Raw genomic sequence first — 17,959 nt, forward strand, 5'->3', positions numbered from 1 at the left:
CGGCGGCGTCGGTGGTGTAGAAGAGCCGGGCGTTGGCGCGGTCGGCGCGGCTGGCCGGAGAGCAAGCCGAATTAGACCTGCTGGCTGAACCGCACCCATCGCGCGAGCAGCTGTTCGGCCGCACCGCTGTCGATCGCGGCGCTGGCCCGCCGCAACCCGTCTTCCCACGCCGGCAGCCATTCGGCACGGCTGGATAATCCGGCGTGCGCGACGATTGCTCCCGCGGCATTGAGCACCACGGCATCTCGGACCGGTCCCGTCGCGCCGCCCAGCACCGTGCGCGCTTGGGCCGCGTTAGCCTGCGCGTCGCCTCCGCGCAGGTCGTCAATGTCGGCGCGGGCAAACCCGAATCCGGCGGGATCAAAGGTCAGCTTGTCCACGGTTCCGGCCTGCACCCGCCAGATGGTGCTCGTGGTGGTGGTGGTCAACTCGTCGAGCCCGTCGTCACCGTGTACAACCAGCACGCTGGACCGGCGCGCGGCGAACACCCCGGCCATCACCTCTGCCAGGTCGGCAAACGCACAGCCGATCAATCCCGCCCGGGGCTGAGCCGGATTGGTAAGCGGCCCAAGGAGATTGAACACGGTAGGCACCCCAATCTCACGGCGCACCACGGACGCTTGCCGGTAGGACGGATGAAACTGCGGCGCGAAACAGAACCCAATTCCGAGCTCGGCGAGGCTGCGGGCGACCTGGTCGGGCCCCAGGTCGATGCGCACTCCGAGCGCCTCGAGTGTGTCTGCGCCACCTGACAACGAAGACGCGGCCCGGTTGCCGTGTTTGACTACAGGCACGGCCGCGGCCGCCACCACGATCGCCGCCATGGTGGACAGGTTGACCGTGTTGAACCCATCGCCGCCGGTACCGACGATGTCGACGGTGTCTCCGATGTCCCTGAGGATCGCGTCGATGGGCATCGAGCGGGCGTGATTGAGCATGACGCCGGCTAGTTCGCCGACTTCGTCTGCGGTGGGAGCCTTCATCTTCATGGCCACGGCAAAGGCTGCGATCTGGCTCGGTCGCGCATTGCCGGTCATGATTTGGTCCATGGCCCAGGCGGCCTGGCCGCGCGCCAGGTCCTGCCCGTCGGTCAATCGACCAAGCACCTGCGGCCAGGACGGCGCCGACCCAGCTGCGGGATGGCGAGACGTCCCAGGAGCGGAAGCCTCAGATGACGGAGCCACGCGCCGATGGTCCCACGACACGACCCGCGAGAACGAATTTCTGACCCGGGTAGAGTTCAACAACTACAAAGCGTCATACTTGCGGATGTGACGAGTGCTGTAGGGACCTCCGGTACTGCCATCACGGCGCGCGTGCATTCGCTGAATCGGCCCAACATGGTCAGTGTCGGCACCATAGTGTGGCTATCCAGCGAGCTGATGTTCTTTGCTGGGCTGTTCGCGTTCTACTTCACAGCGCGAGCGCAGGCCGGCGGGAACTGGCCGCCGCCTCCGACGGAGCTCAATCTGTATCAGGCTGTGCCGGTGACGCTGGTCTTGATCGCCTCATCGTTCACCTGCCAGATGGGTGTGTTCGCGGCCGAACGTGGCGATGTCTTCGGGCTGCGGCGCTGGTATGTGATCACGTTCCTGATGGGCCTGTTCTTCATCCTCGGCCAGGGCTACGAGTACATACACCTGATGAGCCACGGCACCACGATCCCTGGCAGCGCTTACGGCAGCGTGTTCTATCTCGCCACCGGCTTCCATGGCCTGCACGTCACCGGCGGTCTGATCGCCTTCATTTTCCTGCTGCTTCGCACCACGATGAGCAAATTCACCCCGGCACAGGCCACCGCCAGCATCGTCGTCTCCTACTACTGGCATTTCGTCGACATCGTGTGGATCGCGCTGTTCACCGTGATCTATTTCATCCGATGAAAGCCGGTAACTCCCGAACCCGCCCGAACAGGACCCGAACAGGACCCGAACAGCAATTGACAGGAGTGCCCAGTTGAAACTGAGGTTCACCCGATCCGGTGGGAGTGATCAGATCACCCGCGCTCGACGACGTCTGCGCCGTCGAATGTCAGGCGGATTGTTGCTGTTGATCGCGCTGACCATTGCCGGCGGGCTGGCGGCTGTGCTGACCCCCACCCCGCAGGTGGCCGTCGCCGACGAGTCCTCCTCGGCGATGCTGCGCACTGGCAAACAACTCTTCGACACCTCATGCGTGTCCTGCCACGGCGCAAACCTGCAGGGCGTGCCCGACCATGGGCCAAGCCTGATCGGTGTAGGCGAGGCCGCCGTCTACTTCCAGGTATCGACCGGCCGGATGCCCGCCATGCGCGGTGAGGCTCAGGCGGCTCGCAAGGACCCGATCTTCGACGAGGCACAGATCGACGCCATCGGCGCCTATGTGCAAGCCAACGGCGGAGGCCCCACCGTGGTGCGCAACCCCGACGGCAGCATCGCGATGCAATCGCTGCGTGGCAACGACCTCGGCCGCGGCGGCGACCTATTCCGTCTCAACTGCGCCTCGTGCCACAACTTCACCGGCAAAGGTGGGGCGTTGTCCTCCGGAAAGTTCGCCCCCGACCTGGGCCCCGCAAATGAGCAACAAATCCTCACCGCGATGCTGAGCGGCCCGCAGAACATGCCGAAGTTTTCCGACCGCCAGCTCTCCTTCGAATCGAAGAAAGACATCATCGCCTACGTGAGGACCGTCGCCGAGGAGCGCTCGCCGGGTGGCTACGGCCTCGGTGGATTCGGACCCGCGCCCGAGGGCATGGCGATGTGGATCATCGGGATGGTCGCGGCCATCGGGCTGGCGCTGTGGATTGGGGCGCGCTCATGAGCCGCGCCGGCGACGATGGAGAGCAAAAGAGCGATGTGGAGGAGCGGCGCGTAGTGAGCGAAGTCGACCGCATCGAAGGCTCCGCCACCGGCAAGGGCGCCGGGCCAGCCCGTGAGCCGGACGAGGCGGCGCTGGCCGCGATGTCGCGCCAGGAACTGCTTGATCTGGGCGGCAAACTGGACGGTGTCCAGATTGCCTATAAGGAACCTCGCTGGCCTGTCGAGGGCACCAAGGCCGAGAAACGTGCCGAGCGCGGGGTGGCCATGTGGCTTTTGCTGGGCGGCGGTTTCGGGCTCGCGCTGCTGCTGGTTTTCCTGTTCTGGCCATGGGAGTACAAGCCCAGCGGCGACGCGGGCAGCTTCCTGTATTCCCTCGCTACCCCGATGTATGGCCTGACCTTCGGGCTATCCATTCTGTCGATCGCCATCGGCGCGGTGCTGTTCCAGAAACGGTTTATTCCCGAAGAGATTACGATCCAGGAGCGGCACGACGGCGCTTCTCGCGAGATCGACCGCAAGACCGTCGTGGCTAACCTGACCGACGCGCTCGAGGCCTCGACGATCCGACGTCGCAAGCTGGTCGGGCTGTCTCTTGGCATGGGTCTGGGCGCGTTCGGTCTAGGTACTTTGGTGGCGTTTGCTGGGGGCCTGATCAAGAACCCGTGGAAGCCGGTCGTCCCCACCGCGGAAGGCAAGAAGGCCGTGCTGTGGACGTCGGGGTGGACCCCGCGCTACAAGGGCGAGACCATCTTTTTAGCGCGGGCCACCGGCTCGCACGGCGGACCACCTTTTATCAAGATGCGTCCCGAGGATGTCGACGCTGGCGGGATGGAGACGGTCTTCCCCTGGCGGGAGTCCGACGGCGACGGCACCACGGTGGAATCACACGAAAAGCTGGCGGAGATCGCCATGGGTATCCGCAACCCGGTGATGCTCATCCGCATCAAACCCACGGACGTCGGCCGGGTGGTCAAACGCCAGGGTCAGGAGAGCTTCAACTACGGTGAGTTCTACGCGTTTACCAAGGTCTGCTCACACTTGGGTTGCCCCTCATCGCTATACGAGCAGCAGTCCTACCGGATCCTGTGCCCTTGTCACCAGTCGCAGTTTGACGCGTTGCATTTCGCCAAGCCGATATTCGGCCCGGCGGCGCGCGCGTTGGCGCAGCTGCCCATCACGATCGACGCAAACGGGTATTTCGTCGCCAACGGCGACTTCATCGAGCCCGTCGGACCAGCATTTTGGGAGCGCACAACAACATGAGTCCAAAATTCAGTCCTCCAAAAATCGGTGACGTCCTGGCCCGCCAAGGCGAGGACATCGATACGCGGTACCACCCGTCGGCAGCGCTACGCCGCCAGCTCAACAAGGTCTTCCCAACACATTGGTCGTTCCTGCTCGGCGAGATCGCGCTGTACAGCTTCATCGTGCTGCTGATCACCGGCGTGTACCTGACACTGTTCTTTGATCCCTCGATGGTTGACGTCACCTATAACGGCGTCTACCAACCGCTGCGCGGCGTCGAGATGTCGCGTGCCTACCAGTCAGCGCTAGAGATCTCCTTCGAAGTTCGCGGTGGCCTGTTCGTCCGCCAGATCCACCACTGGGCCGCCTTGATGTTCTCCGCGGCGATCATGGTGCACCTGGCCCGCATTTTCTTCACCGGAGCATTCCGGCGGCCCCGCGAAGCCAACTGGATCATCGGTTCGCTGCTGCTGATCCTGTCGATGTTCGAGGGCTACTTCGGCTACTCGCTACCCGACGACTTGCTGTCCGGTATCGGTCTGCGCGCCGCGCTGTCGTCAATCACGTTGGGCATGCCGGTTATTGGGACCTGGCTGCACTGGTTGCTCTTCGGTGGTGACTTCCCGGGCACGATCCTGATCCCGCGGTTGTATGCGCTACACATCCTGCTGCTGCCGGGGATCATCCTGGCGCTGATCGGGCTGCATCTGGCGTTGGTGTGGTTCCAGAAGCACACCCAGTTCCCCGGCCCGGGACGCACCGAGCACAACGTTATCGGCGTGCGAGTGATGCCGGTGTTCGCGTTCAAATCCGGCGCCTTTTTCGCGGCCATCGTAGGCGTGCTGGGTCTGATGGGCGGCCTGTTGCAGATCAATCCCATCTGGAATCTGGGTCCCTACAAGCCATCCCAGGTGTCGGCGGGTTCGCAGCCCGACTTCTACATGATGTGGACGGAGGGTCTGGCTCGTATCTGGCCGCCGTGGGAGTTCTACTTCTGGCATCACACTATTCCTGCCCCGGTGTGGGTCGCCCTGATCATGGGCCTGGTTTTCACCCTGCTGATCGTCTACCCCTTCCTGGAGAAGCGGTTCACCGGCGACTACGCGCACCACAACCTGCTGCAGCGGCCCCGCGACGTTCCGGTGCGCACTGCGGTCGGCGCTATGGCAATCAGCTTCTACATGGTGCTGACCCTCGCGGCGATGAACGACATCATCGCGCTGAAGTTCCACATCTCGCTGAACGCGACGACGTGGATCGGACGTATCGGCATGGTGGTGCTTCCCCCGTTCGTCTACTTCATCACCTATCGGTGGTGCATCGGGCTGCAGCGCAGTGACCGTTCAGTGCTCGAGCATGGCGTCGAGACCGGCATCATCAAGCGGTTGCCGCACGGCGCGTACATCGAACTGCACCAGCCGCTCGGACCGGTCGACGATCACGGGCACCCGATACCGCTGGAGTACCAAGGCGCACCATTGCCCAAGCGAATGAACAAGTTGGGCTCAGCGGGATCGCCGGGTAAAGGCAGCTTCCTGTTCGCCGATCCAGCATCGGAGGATGCGGCGCTGCGTGAGGCGGGGCATGCCGCGGAACAACGTGCCCTCACCGCATTGCGCGAGCACCAGGAGAACATCGGCCAGTCACCCAACGGCGAACACGGGGGTCACTAGCCCGACGATCGGGTCCGCGGCTCTTGTGGCAGGCGCCACATTGGCCTCCTGTCAGGCGGGCCACTCCCCGCGCCCGCCTCGTAGCGACAAGAAGTGTCGCTACGAGCTGGGCTAGATGTGCACCCACCCGGCGCAGAGACTCATGTGGCAGTTGTGACAAACGCGATATCGCGCGGGCGACAGCACGTTGAGCTGGGAACAAGGCTGGCTATTTGCGCAGCCTATTGCGCAGCCACCACGCGGCGCAGTTGCCGTACGTGTACCCACTCGATCGCCGGCATCCCTGCGGTGACAGCGCCGGCCAGCCCGTAGCAGATCCACGACGCGCCGTCATGACCGACGGCCATCAGGTACGTCGCCGCCGCGACTGCGATCAGTGCAACGCCTATGGTGCCCGTCAGCGCGACGGTCCCACGCAACCAGACCCGATCCACGGCCGCCCCGGACCACTCGCCCGCGGCTCCGGCCGCCTTTACCGCCCCGGCGCGAGCCGGCTCCGCAACGGTGCGCGTGCCGGCGCGGCCCAGCCTTACGGGTTGCCGTCCCGCCCCACTACCCTGCAGAGCTCGCGAGCGAACCACCGGCTCGTCCTGGACCGTGCGGCGAGCCCGCAGCAGCACCGGGATGGCTCCCGCGATGATCAGCGCGGAGACGATGATGACGGCGTACAACAGCCAAGTGGTGTGCGGCGCCATCTTGTGGAATCCCCGGCCCAGGTCCGCCAGGGCGACGGCGGCAGCAACGCTCACACCAATGAGCACCAGCCAGATGGCGGCGCAGGCCCCAATCAGAATTCGGTCGACAACGTCTGGCGACACGACCGGGTCCGGCCCGCGCCGGTATGCGGAATACCTACCGACCATCAGCAGCTCGTCTGCGGCGCGTCGTTGGTGTTCGATGACAACACGGTTCCGTCACTTGTCGTTATGGAGCAGTTGAGCCTGCTCACCCGGAAGAGGCTCGACGCCTCGACCGAGCCCACGTCGGAATTCGAGATCGGTGTGACTGTCATCGACCAGGGGATGTAAACGTTGTGCTGCGTCCGCCGCCGACCGGAGGCGTCGACATAGGTGATCGAGATGATGTCGCCGGGCGCCTTGGTACCGGTCACCGAATAGGTGACCTGTCGCGGACCGGCCGGCGTCGTGGTCGTGACGGGTGGCGGCGCCGCAGCTGCGCTGGTCGTCGCTGGTGGCGGTGCGGTGGTGGTGGCGCCGAAGACGGCGGTGGCGGCGGCTTCGTGGTGGTGATTTCGTCCTGCAGCGGTGGCACGGACGAGGTGGTACCGGGTGTGGCCAGCTTGTTGGAGCCGGTGTGCGTGACGAGCAGCGACACCGATACCACCAGCGATATGGCGGCCAGGATGGCCGCGATACCGACCACCCATGGCCAACGCGGGGCCGCACTCTCGGCATCCTCGTCGGAGTCGTCATAGCTGTCGTAGTCGTAGAGACTCAGATCGACAGGCACATACCGGCCGCTGACAAATTGCTCGGACTCGGGCGCCGAATACGCACGCGAATACGCGTCGGTCTCGCCAGTTTGGTCTCTGAGCACTAATTCGCTGCTCTCACGGACGGAGTCCAGCTCGCCGGCGGTGTCGCTGAGAGGTTCCAGTTCGGCGCTGGGCTCGTTGCCGGAGACGGGGTCGTCAGATTCCCGTCCGGGGGGATTCGGCCCGCTCATGTTCGCCTACCCTGTCCAACTCCCTCACCAGCGCTGCATCCTTGCATGCGCGCCGGGTCAATTCTGATGTGCCTCGCAAACCCTACCCAACCGGGCCGGGCAGAGAGCTTCTGGCGAACTGGCCACTGATCAACTGATGCCCTGATTGTGACCTTCCCGGATCCGATCAGTGTTTCTCGGGGCCAACGTAGTACTCGAAGACCAGTCCGGCCGCCGAGGCAAGGATGAACGTCACGCCCGCAACGATCAACCACGGCAGCCACAACGCGATTCCGACTGCCGCCACCGAACCCGAGAGCGCGACCATGATCGGCCACCAGCTGTGCGGGCTAAAGAATCCCAACTCGCCTGCGCCGTCACTGATCTCGGCGCCTTCGTAGTCCTCGGGCCGGGTATCGAGACGGCGCGCCACAAACCGGAAGAAGGTGGCGACGATCAAGGCCAAGCCGCCCGTGAGCGCAAGCGCGGTAGTGCCGGCCCACTCGACGCCACCGGTGGCGAACAGCGATGTCAGCACACCGTATAGCACCGTCGTCAAGACGAAGAATGCGGCGACGAACTCAAACAGCCTGGCTTCGATATGCATTGAGTGTCCTAACCTACTGGCTGGGGGGCCAATTCACCGCGGCGAGTATCGAACGGGTGGGTGGTCACCGCAAGAGGTGCCTGATTGATTGCCAACAAGGCCTCGGCGTTGTTCTTTCCGTCGATCCGTTGCTGTAAGTACGCCTTGAAGTCGTTCGGAGCCACCACCCGAACCTCGAAGTTCATCATGGAGTGATATGTGCCGCAGAACTCTGCGCAGTGGCCGACGAATGCGCCGGTCCTGGTGATCTCCTCGATCTGCCAAACGTTGACGGAGTTGTTTGCTTGCGGGTGGGGCATCACGTCGCGTTTGAACAAGAATTCCGGCACCCAGAAGGTATGCACGACATCGGCCGAAGCCATCTGGAATTCGATGCTCTTGCCGGCGGGCAACACCAGGACGGGAATCTCGGTGCTGGTCCCCAGGGTTTCGACTTTGTCGAAATTCAGGTAGGTACGGTCCTCGGTATTGAGCCCGCGCACCGGGCCAACCAGCTCCTCACCGTGTTTGTCCTTGCCCTCCGGCTTTGACTGCATGGCCTGTTTGCGCGCTGCGTCGGCGCCGTCGTAGGTCAGGGTGCCGTCCTTGAAATTCACCCGCTGGTAGCCGAACTTCCAGTTCCATTGGAAGGACGTGATATCGATCACGACCTCGGGGTCCTTGGCTATATGCAGCATCTTCTCTTGCACCACGACCGTGAAGTAGAAGAGCACCGAGATGACCAGGAACGGTACGACGGTGAGCACTAGCTCCAGCGGCATGTTGTAGCCGAACTGGCGAGGCAACTCGGTGTCGGTTTCCTTCTTCCGGTGGAACACAGCGGACCAGAAGATGAGGCCCCACACGATGACACCGACGACTAGGGACGCAATCACGGCCCCGATCCACAGTTCCCTGTTGAGGTGGCCCTCGTGGGTAATGCCTTGCGGCCATCCCAGTGCCAGCGCTTCCTGCCAGCTGCATCCGCTCAGGGTGACGGCCAGAGCGCCCAGCGTCGCGGCCAGCGCGAGCACCCGAAGACGACGGGACACACGGCTCGCACCGCCGAAACGACTTGGCTCGCTAGGTGTCACGTTGGCGCCTCCTGTATCACAAGCTGTGCCGACTGGGGTCGCGCGCTTCCCGCGGCAACCGTCGGCGAACTCGGATGTCGAATACTACGCAGCGTAGACCACGGTGCTCGACCGGGCGACCGCCTGGTCACCGCGACCCGCCGGGATGCGACATCCCTAGGCGTCGTCAAGTGCGGCATACTGAGGCGCCGTGTGTGGACTGCTGGCCTTCGTCGCCGCCCCGGCGGGCCGCGGCCGCCCCGAGGCGGCCGCGGCCGAAGCCGACGGCGCGATTGCCCGCGCTGCGCACTTGATGCGCCACCGCGGCCCCGACGAGCCGGGCACCTGGACCGACCCAGATGCCGACGGCAGTGCCGTGTTCGGGTTCAACCGCCTGTCCATCATCGACATCGCTCATTCGCATCAGCCGCTGCGGTGGGGTCCGCCGGAGGCACCCGACCGCTACGTGCTGGTGTTCAACGGCGAGATCTACAACTACCTGGAGTTGCGCGACGAACTCAGCAGCACGCACGGCGCGGTTTTCGCCACCGACGGCGACGGCGAGGCGATCGTCGCCGGCTACCACTACTGGGGCAGCGACGTGCTCAGTCGGCTGCGGGGCATGTTCGCGTTCGCGCTTTGGGACACCGTCACCCGCGAGTTGTTCTGCGCCCGCGACCCGTTCGGCATCAAGCCGCTGTTCATGGCGACCGGCGCCGGCGGCACCGTGGTGGCCAGCGAGAAAAAATGCCTGCTGGACCTCGTCGACCTGATCGGATTCGACCTTGAGATGGACTACCGGGCGCTGCAGCACTACATCGTGCTGCAGTACGTGCCGGAGCCCGAGACGCTGCACCGCGGGGTGCGGCGGCTGGAATCGGGCTGCTATGCGCGGATCCGGCCCGGGTCGGCGCCAGAGGTCACCCGTTACTTCGTGCCGCGCTTTGCCGCCACACCGATCACCACCGACACCGAACAGGCGCGCTATGACGAGATCACGGCCGTGCTGGAAGATTCGGTGGCCAAGCACATGCGCGCCGACGTCACCGTCGGCGCGTTTCTGTCCGGCGGTATCGACTCCACGGCCATCGCGGCCCTGGCCATCCGGCACAACCCGAGGCTGATCACGTTCACCACCGGTTTCGAGCGCGAGGGATTCTCCGAGATCGATGTCGCGGTGGCCTCGGCCGAGGCTATCGGAGCGCGCCATATCGCCAAGGTGGTCAGTGCGGACGAGTTTGTGGCCGCGCTACCCGAGATCGTCTGGTATCTCGACGAGCCGGTCGCCGACCCTGCGCTGGTGCCGCTGTACTTCGTCGCCCGCGAGGCGCGAAAGCACGTCAAAGTGGTGCTGTCCGGTGAAGGCGCGGACGAGCTGTTCGGCGGCTACACGATCTACCGCGAACCGCTTTCGCTGAAGCCCTTTGACTACCTGCCGCGGCCACTGCGGCGGTCGATGGGAAAGGTGTCCAAGCCGTTGCCGGAGGGCATGCGCGGCAAGAGCCTGCTGCACCGCGGATCGCTGACCCTCGAGGAGCGCTACTACGGCAATGCCCGCAGTTTCTCCGACGCTCAGCTGCGTGACGTCCTGCCAAGGTTCCGGTCTGACTGGACCCACACCGACGTAACCGCGCCGATATATGCCGAATCGGCCGGTTGGGACCCGGTGGCGCGGATGCAGCACATCGACTTGTTCACCTGGCTGCGCGGCGACATTCTGGTCAAGGCCGACAAGATGACGATGGCCAATTCGCTCGAGCTGCGGGTGCCGTTCCTGGATTCTGAGGTGTTCGCCGTGGCCTCGCGGTTGCCACTGCAAGCCAAGATCACCCGCACCACCACCAAGTACGCACTGCGGCGCGCGCTGGAGCCCATTGTGCCGGCGCATGTGCTGCACCGGCCCAAGCTGGGGTTCCCGGTCCCGATCCGGCACTGGCTACGCGCGGGCGAGCTGCTGGAGTGGGCGTATTCGACGGTGAACTCGTCGCAGGCCGGTCACCTGGTGGATCTCGCCGCGGTGCGCCGCATGCTCGACGAGCACCGCACCGGCAGCAGCGATCACAGTCGCCGACTGTGGACGGTGCTGATATTCATGCTGTGGCACGCGATCTTCGTCGAGCACAGTGTGGCGCCGCAGATCAGCGAGCCCGAGTACCCCGTCGAGCTGTAAGCGCGAGCAGACGCAAAAGCCCGCGACACGCGGAGCGTGCGCAGGCTTTTGCGTCTGCTCGCCCAACTAAGCCAGCACGGCGGCGATCTCGGCAGCCGCGTCGTCGCCGTAAGCACCCGCCAACCGGGTGGCCGCGACCTCTCGGTCCCACACCCACTCCTGGGTTCCGGTCGACTCCAGCACCAACACCGCGACCAGCGAACCCAGCTGCGCCGAACGCTCCAGGCTCAGACCAGCGCTGCGCCCGGTCAGGAAACCAGCGCGGAACGCGTCGCCGACGCCGGTGGGATCGGTCTGACTTGTCTCGGGCACCACACCGACGTGGATGGTGGTGCCGTCGCGCTCGACGACATCGACACCCTTGGCGCCCAGCGTGGTCACCCGCAGTCCGATCTGCGACATCACCTCGGCCTCTGACCAGCCGGTCTTGGACAGCAGCAGATCCCATTCGTAGTCATTGGTGAACAAGATGTCAGCGCCGCCGATGAGCTGGCGAATCTCGTCACCGGATAGCCGCGCCAACTGCTGGGACGGGTCCGCGGCGAAAGCCAGGCCAAGCTTGCGGCACTCTTCGGTGTGCACGATCATGGCGGCCGGGTCGTTGGCCCCGATGATCACCCACTCCGGCGTGCCGATCGACGATACGACCTCAGCCAGCGAGATATTGCGAGCCTCCGACATGGCGCCCGGGTAGAACGACGCGATCTGGGCCATCTCGGTGTCCGTGGTACACACGAAACGCGCCGTGTGCGCCGTCTTTGAAATCAGCACGTGGTCGCAATTGACGCCGTGCTTCTGCAGCCAGTCGCGATAGTCGGCGAAGTCGGCGCCGGCCGCACCGATCAACACGGGGTCACCGCCGAGCACGCCGATGGCGAAGGCGATATTTCCGGCCACCCCGCCGCGGTGTACCACCAAGTCGTCGACCAGGAAACTAAGCGACACCTTGTGCAGGTGTTCGGCGAGCAGCTGCTCGGAAAAGCGGCCTGGAAACCGCATGAGGTGGTCTGTCGCAATGGAACCGGTTACCGCAATCGTCACAAAATTTCCGCCCTTCATTCTCTAGGTCGTCTAGCTTCTCACGGATCTCATCCTGACGACCAACGCTGCGTCGCATTCACAGGTCGTCGGCAGCTATTGCGCTAGCCTGCCTAGAGAGCTCACCTGGTTGCCGGAATTCCCTGATGGAGCGGCAACCCCTAGTCGTCCGCTACTTGCATCAGACACCAGCGTAGGAGAACAGCGATGGCCGGTCCGCATTCGCCGAACCCTGCCGTCGGCGCCGACGGACCAAACCCTTACCCCGGGTCCGGGTCGGACAAGCCCCAGACCTTCGACTTTCCCGACCATCCCGGCGGCACCGAACCATCCTTTCCCACCACGCAGGCGGGCACCCCGGCGTCCCAGTCAACCGGCTATCCCGGTCCCGTGCCACCACCCGTGCCATATCCGAAGCGCCAGCCCAGGCGGCTACTCATCGGCACCCTGCTCGCCATAGTCCTGGTAGCGGGCCTGACTGCGGCAATCGTGTACGGGGTCCGCACCAACGGGGCCAATACCGGAGGCACATTTTCGGAGGGATCGGCCAAGACGGCGATACAGGGGTATTTGAACGCGCTCGTGCACAAAGACATCGACACCATCGTCCGCAATGCGCTGTGCGGCATCTACGACGGCGTGAAGGACAAGCGCTCCGATCAAGCGCTTGCCAAGCTGAGCAGCGACGCGTTTCGCAAGCAGTTCTCGGAGGTCGATGTGACCTCGATCGACAAGATTGTGTACTGGTCGCCATACCAGGCTCAGGTGCTATTCACCATGCAGGTAACGCCTGCCACCGGCGGCCCGCCGCGGGGTCAGGTGCAAGGCGTCGCACAGTTGCTGTTCCAGCGCGGCCAAGTCTTGGTGTGTTCCTACGTGCTGCGCACCGCCGGACAGTACTAACGGGGCCGGGACGACACGCCCAGCCCCGTCCAGCACAAGCTACGTGGTCAGTTGAAAGAATCCCCGCACGCGCAGGAGCCGGTGGCGTTCGGGTTGTCGATGGTGAAGCCCTGCTTCTCGATCGTGTCGACGAAATCGATCGATGCACCTTCCACATAGGGCGCGCTCATCCGGTCCACCGTCAATGTCACACCGCCGAACTCCGCGCTCAGGTCCCCGTCCAGCGTGCGATCGTCGAAGAAAAGGTTGTAGCGCAGCCCCGCGCAGCCGCCGGGCTGAACAGCGATCCGCAGCGCTAGATCGTCACGGCCCTCCTGGTCCAGCAGGGCCTTCGCCTTGGTGGCAGCGGCCTCGGTCAGGATCACGCCGTGGGTCGTGGCGCTCGAGTCGTTCTGCACCGTCATTGCTTCTCCTACATGCCTCAGTGTTGTGTGGGCCCGCCAAGCTGGAATCGAATCTGGGCGGGAATCCGCTTTGCGATCTGCTCCTGGGGAAAATCCACTCTGATCAACGGTACCCTGCACCGCCGCGATTCCCGAGTCGTGCGGCAACCTCAGATGCCAAACCCATGAGCTGATTGGCGGCGTCGGCCAGCGCCAACCCCACTGAACCCGCGTAATCGGCGATGGACAGGGCCGACATGATGCCCGCCGAGCGCGCCGCGGATTTATCCAAAACCACCTGCCCGGCTAGCACTATCACCGGAATTCCCAGTGGGCGGGCCGCAGCCGCGATCTCGCCGACCACCTTTCCGTGCAGCGACTGCTCGTCGAACCTGCCCTCCCCTGTGACGATCAACTCCGCATCGGCGAGGTCGTCGGCAAGGTGGGTGTGCTCGGCGATGATCGCCGCACCGGACTCACACCGGCCGCCCAGTGCAAGCAGCCCCGCCCCGATACCACCGGCGGCGCCCGCGCCCGGCTCGGCGCTCACGGCCCGTCCGGCGGCGGCATCCAGTTCCACTGCCCATGCCCCGAGGCGAGCTTCCAGCGCTGCAACGGTGGCCGCGTCGGCGCCCTTCTGCGGAGCGAACACCCTGGCCGCGCCCCATGGCCCCACTAGCGGGTATTCGACGTCCGAGGCGGCGATCAGCTCGACTTCGGCCAGCTGGCGGCGGGCAGCGTCGAGGCCGCCGAGTTCGGCAATCATCTCGCGTCCGCCGTCGGTGCACGCAGTCCCTCCCAGGCCGACCACGATTCGCAGCGCCCCGGCCCGCAATGCAGCGGCGATGAGCTGGCCTACTCCCCCGCTGTGCGCCGCTAAAGCGGTCTCGGGCGACGGCGGGCCGCCCAGCAACGACAGGCCGCACGCTTGTGCGCATTCCAGGTATGCCGTGGCCGACGCCGGGTCAAACACCCACTCGGCGTCCACCATAGTGTCCAGCGGGCCGGACACCTGCAGCCGCCGCGACTCGCCCAGTCGGCTGCGTAGCACTTCCACGAAGCCGGGCCCGCCGTCGGACTGGGGGGCGACGATGAACGTATCGCCTGGTCGTGACCGGGTCCAGCCGGTCGCTATGACGGCCGCCGCCTCGACGGCAGATAGGCTGTCGCCGTAGCAATCCGGTGCCACCAGCACCCGCATCGCAGGCAGCTGAAGCCGGCCGGGCGCGAGGCCATCGGCAGCGGCATCCGAGGCGAGCGAGCCGTCCATTACACGCAGCCTAGGGCCAACACGCATGCTGGCGTTGCGTAACCCCCGGCATAGTTCCGGCGAGCTGCCGCCCGCGAAGTAACCTGGCGACTGTGAAGCTGCTGGGCCGAAAAAAGGGCCATGAAGAAGGCGCCGACGCGCCAACCGCACGCGACGACAGTGCCGGCTCCGGGCCGGCTGCAGATGATGCGTCCGTAGCGTCTCAGGGGGTTCGGAAGACGGGGCCCAAGGGTCGGCCCACACCCAAGCGCAGCGAGGCCAGGCGCAACACCAGAAGGGGTCCCGCCGTACCGGCACCGATGACCGCCTCCGAGGCACGGGCGCGGCGCAAGACGCTGGCCGGCCCGAAACTCAGCCGCGAGGAACGCCGGGCGGAAAAAGCCGCGAGCCGGGCCCGGATGACGGAACGCCGGGAACGCATGATGGCCGGTGAGGAGGCCTATCTGCTCCCGCGTGACCAGGGTCCGGTAAAGCGTTATGTCCGCGACGTGGTGGATGCCCGGCGCAACGTGCTCGGCCTGTTCATGCCGTCGGCACTGGCGTTGCTGTTCGTCATGTTCGCCGTCCCGCAGCTGCAGTTCTACATGTCGCCCGCGATGTTGGTGCTAATGGCCTTGATGACGATCGATGGGATCATTTTGGGCCGCAAAGTTGGCAAGCTGGTTGATGCGAAGTTCCCGGATAACACCGAAAGCCATTGGAAGCTAGGCATTTACGCCGCGGGCCGGGCATCGCAGATGCGCCGCATGCGGGCGCCGCGCCCCCAAGTCGAGCGCGGCGCCAATGTTGGCTAAGACTCGCCGGAAAGCCGTCTGACCGCGGTGCGCACCCTGGTACTCGGCGGCATCAGATCAGGCAAGTCGCGATGGGCGGAGGAAGCCATCGCCGAATCACTGGCACCCGGCGAGCCGGTCCGCTATCTGGCCCCCGGGCTATGCGCCCAGGCCGACCCGGAGTGGGCGCAACGGATCGCCAAGCACCGGAACCGTCGTCCCCGACACTGGTCAACCCTCGAAACCGATGACATCACCGCCCAGTTGCAGCAATCACCGGACGTCCCGACGCTGATCGACGATCTGGGCGCATGGCTGACCAGCACGCTCGAACACCACCGGGCCTGGGAAAACGGGTCCGTCGAGGCTCCCGTCCGAGACATGCTCGCCACGGTTGCCGCGTTCCGGTCGACGCTGGTGCTGGTCAGCCCCGAGGTCGGGCTGACGGTCGTGCCGGCGACCGCATCCGGGCGCCGGTTCGCCGACGAGCTGGGCAGCCTGAATCAGCAGGTGGCTGCGCTGTGCGACCGGGTGGTGTTGGTGGTGGCTGGGCAGGCCGTAGCGATCAAGCCGTCGGCAACATGATCGGATTCGCGCCAGTGTCGCCGCCCGATGCGAGCACCGCAGCAGCCGCCCGGGCCCGCCAGGACACCCTGACCAAACCGCGCGGCTCGCTTGGCCGCCTCGAGGACCTGTCGGTCTGGGTCGCGTCCTGCCAGCATCGGTGTCCGCCGCGGCAGTTCGAGCGTGCCCGGGTAGTGGTGTTCGCCGGTGATCATGGTGTGGCCCGGTCCGGGGTGTCGGCGTACCCGCCGGAAGTGACCGCCCAGATGGTCGCCAACATCGACGGCGGCGGCGCGGCGATCAACGCGCTGGCCGACGTCGCGGGCGCAACGGTCCGGGTGGCTGACCTGGCGGTGGACGCCGACCCGTTGACCGCACAGATCGGCGCGCACAAGGTGCGACGCGGCAGCGGGGATATCGCTACCGAGGACGCGTTGACCGTTGACGAGACCGCCGCGGCGATCGCGGCTGGCCAGCAGATCGCCGACGAAGAGGTCGACGGTGGCGCTGACCTGCTGATCGCCGGCGACATGGGGATCGGAAACACCACCGCGGCCGCGGTTCTGGTGGCGGCGCTGACGGAGGCGGAGCCGGTCGCCGTCGTGGGGTTCGGCACGGGTATCGACGACGCCGGCTGGGCCCGCAAGACGGCCGCGGTGCGCGATGCCCTGTTTCGGGTGCGCCCGCTGCTGCCTGACCCGGTCGCATTGTTGCGCTGCTGCGGCGGTGCGGACTTGGCGGCGATGGCGGGCTTCTGCGCGCAGGCCGCGGTGCGGCGTACCCCGCTGGTGCTCGACGGCATGGCGGTGACGGCCGCGGCATTGGTCGCCGAGCGATTGGCACCCGGCGCCCGGTTGTGGTGGCAAGCCGGTCACCGCTCCACCGAACCAGGTCATGGTCTGGCCCTGGCGGCTTTGCAGTTGGACCCGATCCTGGACCTGCACATGCGCCTGGGCGAGGGAACCGGTGCGACGGTCGCAGTGTCGGTACTGCGCGCTGCGGTGGCGTCGCTGTCATCGATGACCACCTTCTCAGAAGCCGGCGTCTCGACCCCGTCCGTATCGTGATGCGTTCGCTGGCAACAGCTTTCGCCTTCGCAACGGTGGTTCCGGTGCCCGGCTCCGGTGCTACTGGCATGGGACGCGGCGCCATGACCGCGCTGCCCGTGGTCGGTGCCGTGCTGGGTGTGCTGGCGGCGACCGTCACCTGGGCCGGTGCGCTCGCGTTCGGCCCGTCGAGTCCACTAAGCGGCGTGCTCACCGTGGCGGTGCTGCTGGGTGCAACGCGCGGCATCCACATCGACGGTGTTGCCGATACCGCCGACGGTCTGGGTTGCTACGGGCCACCACAGCGCGCGCTCGCGGTGATGCGCGACGGGTCGAGCGGTCCGTTCGGGGTGGCGGCGGTTGTCTTGGTCGTCCTGTTGCAGGGACTGGCCTTCTCGATAGTCGACACGATGGGAATTGTCGTTGCCGTTTTCGCGGGCCGGGTCACCGCGGTGCTGGCCTGTCGCCGGTCGGTGCCGGTAGCCGCGGGCAGCGCCCTGGGCGCCCGCGTCGCAGGTACCCAGCCCGCCCCGGTGGTGGCGGCCTGGCTCGCAGCGCTGCTCGCGGTTTCGCTGGCGGCCGGTCCGCAGCTATGGCAGGGACCCATAGCGGTGCTGGTAGCGGTTTTCTGCGGTGCCGTCCTGGTCGCGCATTGTGTGCGCCGCTTCGGCGGCATTACCGGCGACGTGCTGGGCGCCGCGATTGAGCTGACTACGACAATGAATTTAATATTGCTGGCGGCGCTGGCCCGCTTTTAGCTTTGGGCCGATGC

17 protein-coding genes and 1 pseudogene are annotated in these 17,959 nt (G+C 65.6%); 10 read left to right on the plus strand and 8 right to left on the minus strand.

The window, feature by feature from the left end:
* Positions 1-71: 71 nt before the first annotated feature.
* Complete coding sequence (gene trpD, locus MSIMFI_RS17780) at positions 72-1,184, minus strand: anthranilate phosphoribosyltransferase (protein ID WP_191498449.1); 1,113 nt, start codon at positions 1,182-1,184, stop codon at positions 72-74.
* 87 nt (positions 1,185-1,271) lie between these two features.
* On the opposite strand from trpD, the gene ctaE reads away from it, so the two are divergent.
* The 4 genes from ctaE (at position 1,272) to qcrB (ending at position 5,716) form a co-directional block, all read left to right on the plus strand.
* On the plus strand, positions 1,272-1,883 hold the full coding sequence (ctaE, locus tag MSIMFI_RS17785) for an aa3-type cytochrome oxidase subunit III (protein ID WP_186243631.1): 612 nt from the start codon (positions 1,272-1,274) through the stop codon (positions 1,881-1,883).
* Positions 1,884-1,956: 73 nt separating this feature from the next.
* On the plus strand, positions 1,957-2,799 hold the full coding sequence (qcrC, locus tag MSIMFI_RS17790; protein WP_186243632.1) for a cytochrome bc1 complex diheme cytochrome c subunit: 843 nt from the start codon (positions 1,957-1,959) through the stop codon (positions 2,797-2,799).
* Positions 2,796-4,061, plus strand: a complete 1,266-nt coding sequence (gene qcrA, locus MSIMFI_RS17795) for a cytochrome bc1 complex Rieske iron-sulfur subunit (RefSeq protein WP_191498450.1) — start codon at positions 2,796-2,798, stop codon at positions 4,059-4,061. The genes qcrC and qcrA overlap by 4 nt, the downstream gene beginning before the upstream one ends.
* Complete coding sequence (gene qcrB, locus MSIMFI_RS17800; RefSeq protein ID WP_191498451.1) at positions 4,058-5,716, plus strand: cytochrome bc1 complex cytochrome b subunit; 1,659 nt, start codon at positions 4,058-4,060, stop codon at positions 5,714-5,716. The genes qcrA and qcrB overlap by 4 nt, the downstream gene beginning before the upstream one ends.
* 221 nt (positions 5,717-5,937) lie before the next feature.
* Here qcrB and MSIMFI_RS17805 read toward each other — a convergent pair whose 3' ends face one another.
* From MSIMFI_RS17805 to ctaC, 4 genes and pseudogenes are all read right to left on the minus strand, one after another.
* On the minus strand, positions 5,938-6,579 hold the full coding sequence (locus MSIMFI_RS17805) for a DUF2561 family protein (protein WP_186243635.1): 642 nt from the start codon (positions 6,577-6,579) through the stop codon (positions 5,938-5,940).
* Positions 6,579-7,402 (minus strand): annotated as a pseudogene (locus tag MSIMFI_RS17810) (MmpS family transport accessory protein). Before MSIMFI_RS17810 ends, MSIMFI_RS17805 begins: the two are co-directional and overlap by 1 nt.
* Positions 7,403-7,568: 166 nt before the next feature.
* Entirely contained in the window at positions 7,569-7,988 is a 420-nt protein-coding gene (locus MSIMFI_RS17815; protein WP_085253500.1) for a cytochrome c oxidase subunit 4, read from the minus strand.
* A gap of 8 nt (positions 7,989-7,996) precedes the next feature.
* On the minus strand, positions 7,997-9,061 hold the full coding sequence (ctaC, locus tag MSIMFI_RS17820; RefSeq protein ID WP_191498452.1) for an aa3-type cytochrome oxidase subunit II: 1,065 nt from the start codon (positions 9,059-9,061) through the stop codon (positions 7,997-7,999).
* Between the two features lie 190 nt (positions 9,062-9,251).
* Between ctaC and asnB the strand changes: the two genes are divergently transcribed.
* Entirely contained in the window at positions 9,252-11,210 is a 1,959-nt protein-coding gene (asnB, locus tag MSIMFI_RS17825) for an asparagine synthase (glutamine-hydrolyzing) (RefSeq protein ID WP_191498453.1), read from the plus strand.
* A gap of 66 nt (positions 11,211-11,276) precedes the next feature.
* On the opposite strand, the gene MSIMFI_RS17830 is transcribed toward asnB, so the two are convergent.
* Positions 11,277-12,251: a carbohydrate kinase family protein gene (locus MSIMFI_RS17830; protein ID WP_191498454.1), complete on the minus strand. Its 975-nt coding sequence runs from the start codon at positions 12,249-12,251 to the stop codon at positions 11,277-11,279.
* A 204-nt stretch (positions 12,252-12,455) separates the two neighbouring features.
* Here MSIMFI_RS17830 and MSIMFI_RS17835 point away from each other — a divergent pair, with 204 nt between their 5' ends.
* Positions 12,456-13,151 carry an Rv0361 family membrane protein gene (locus MSIMFI_RS17835; RefSeq protein ID WP_186243639.1) on the plus strand — a complete coding sequence of 232 codons (696 nt, stop codon included), beginning with the start codon at positions 12,456-12,458 and terminating at the stop codon, positions 13,149-13,151.
* Positions 13,152-13,198: 47 nt separating this feature from the next.
* Here the strand turns inward: MSIMFI_RS17835 and MSIMFI_RS17840 are convergent, their stop codons facing one another.
* Positions 13,199-13,555: an iron-sulfur cluster assembly accessory protein gene (locus tag MSIMFI_RS17840; RefSeq protein WP_186243640.1), complete on the minus strand. Its 357-nt coding sequence runs from the start codon at positions 13,553-13,555 to the stop codon at positions 13,199-13,201.
* Positions 13,556-13,658: 103 nt separating this feature from the next.
* Complete coding sequence (locus MSIMFI_RS17845) at positions 13,659-14,735, minus strand: glycerate kinase family protein (RefSeq protein WP_191498591.1); 1,077 nt, start codon at positions 14,733-14,735, stop codon at positions 13,659-13,661.
* 161 nt (positions 14,736-14,896) lie between these two features.
* Here MSIMFI_RS17845 and MSIMFI_RS17850 point away from each other — a divergent pair, with 161 nt between their 5' ends.
* The 4 genes from MSIMFI_RS17850 to MSIMFI_RS17865 are packed head-to-tail and all read left to right on the plus strand — an operon-like array spanning position 14,897 to position 17,945.
* Positions 14,897-15,598: a DUF3043 domain-containing protein gene (locus tag MSIMFI_RS17850; protein ID WP_191498455.1), complete on the plus strand. Its 702-nt coding sequence runs from the start codon at positions 14,897-14,899 to the stop codon at positions 15,596-15,598.
* Between the two features lie 27 nt (positions 15,599-15,625).
* Positions 15,626-16,162, plus strand: coding sequence for a bifunctional adenosylcobinamide kinase/adenosylcobinamide-phosphate guanylyltransferase (locus MSIMFI_RS17855; protein ID WP_191498456.1), 537 nt, complete (start codon positions 15,626-15,628; stop codon positions 16,160-16,162).
* Positions 16,159-17,208: a nicotinate-nucleotide--dimethylbenzimidazole phosphoribosyltransferase gene (cobT, locus tag MSIMFI_RS17860; RefSeq protein ID WP_191498457.1), complete on the plus strand. Its 1,050-nt coding sequence runs from the start codon at positions 16,159-16,161 to the stop codon at positions 17,206-17,208. Before MSIMFI_RS17855 ends, cobT begins: the two co-directional genes overlap by 4 nt.
* On the plus strand, positions 17,205-17,945 hold the full coding sequence (locus tag MSIMFI_RS17865) for an adenosylcobinamide-GDP ribazoletransferase (protein WP_191498458.1): 741 nt from the start codon (positions 17,205-17,207) through the stop codon (positions 17,943-17,945). Before cobT ends, MSIMFI_RS17865 begins: the two co-directional genes overlap by 4 nt.
* Positions 17,946-17,959: the final 14 nt, after the last annotated feature.

The organism is Mycobacterium simulans, assembly GCF_900232995.1.
Lineage (GTDB): Bacteria > Actinomycetota > Actinomycetes > Mycobacteriales > Mycobacteriaceae > Mycobacterium > Mycobacterium simulans.

Excerpts from the sequence above, each read along its gene's own strand:
- qcrA (WP_191498450.1), top strand. The coding sequence starts at position 2,796 with ATGAGCCGCGCCGGCGACGATGGAGAGCAAAAGAGCGATGTGGAGGAG.
- MSIMFI_RS17845 (WP_191498591.1), bottom strand. The coding sequence starts at position 14,735 with ATGCGGGTGCTGGTGGCACCGGATTGCTACGGCGACAGCCTATCTGCC.
- MSIMFI_RS17805 (WP_186243635.1), bottom strand. The coding sequence starts at position 6,579 with ATGGTCGGTAGGTATTCCGCATACCGGCGCGGGCCGGACCCGGTCGTG.
- MSIMFI_RS17840 (WP_186243640.1), bottom strand. The coding sequence starts at position 13,555 with ATGACGGTGCAGAACGACTCGAGCGCCACGACCCACGGCGTGATCCTG.
- MSIMFI_RS17835 (WP_186243639.1), top strand. The coding sequence starts at position 12,456 with ATGGCCGGTCCGCATTCGCCGAACCCTGCCGTCGGCGCCGACGGACCA.
- qcrB (WP_191498451.1), top strand. The coding sequence starts at position 4,058 with ATGAGTCCAAAATTCAGTCCTCCAAAAATCGGTGACGTCCTGGCCCGC.
- cobT (WP_191498457.1), top strand. The coding sequence starts at position 16,159 with ATGATCGGATTCGCGCCAGTGTCGCCGCCCGATGCGAGCACCGCAGCA.
- MSIMFI_RS17815 (WP_085253500.1), bottom strand. The coding sequence starts at position 7,988 with ATGCATATCGAAGCCAGGCTGTTTGAGTTCGTCGCCGCATTCTTCGTC.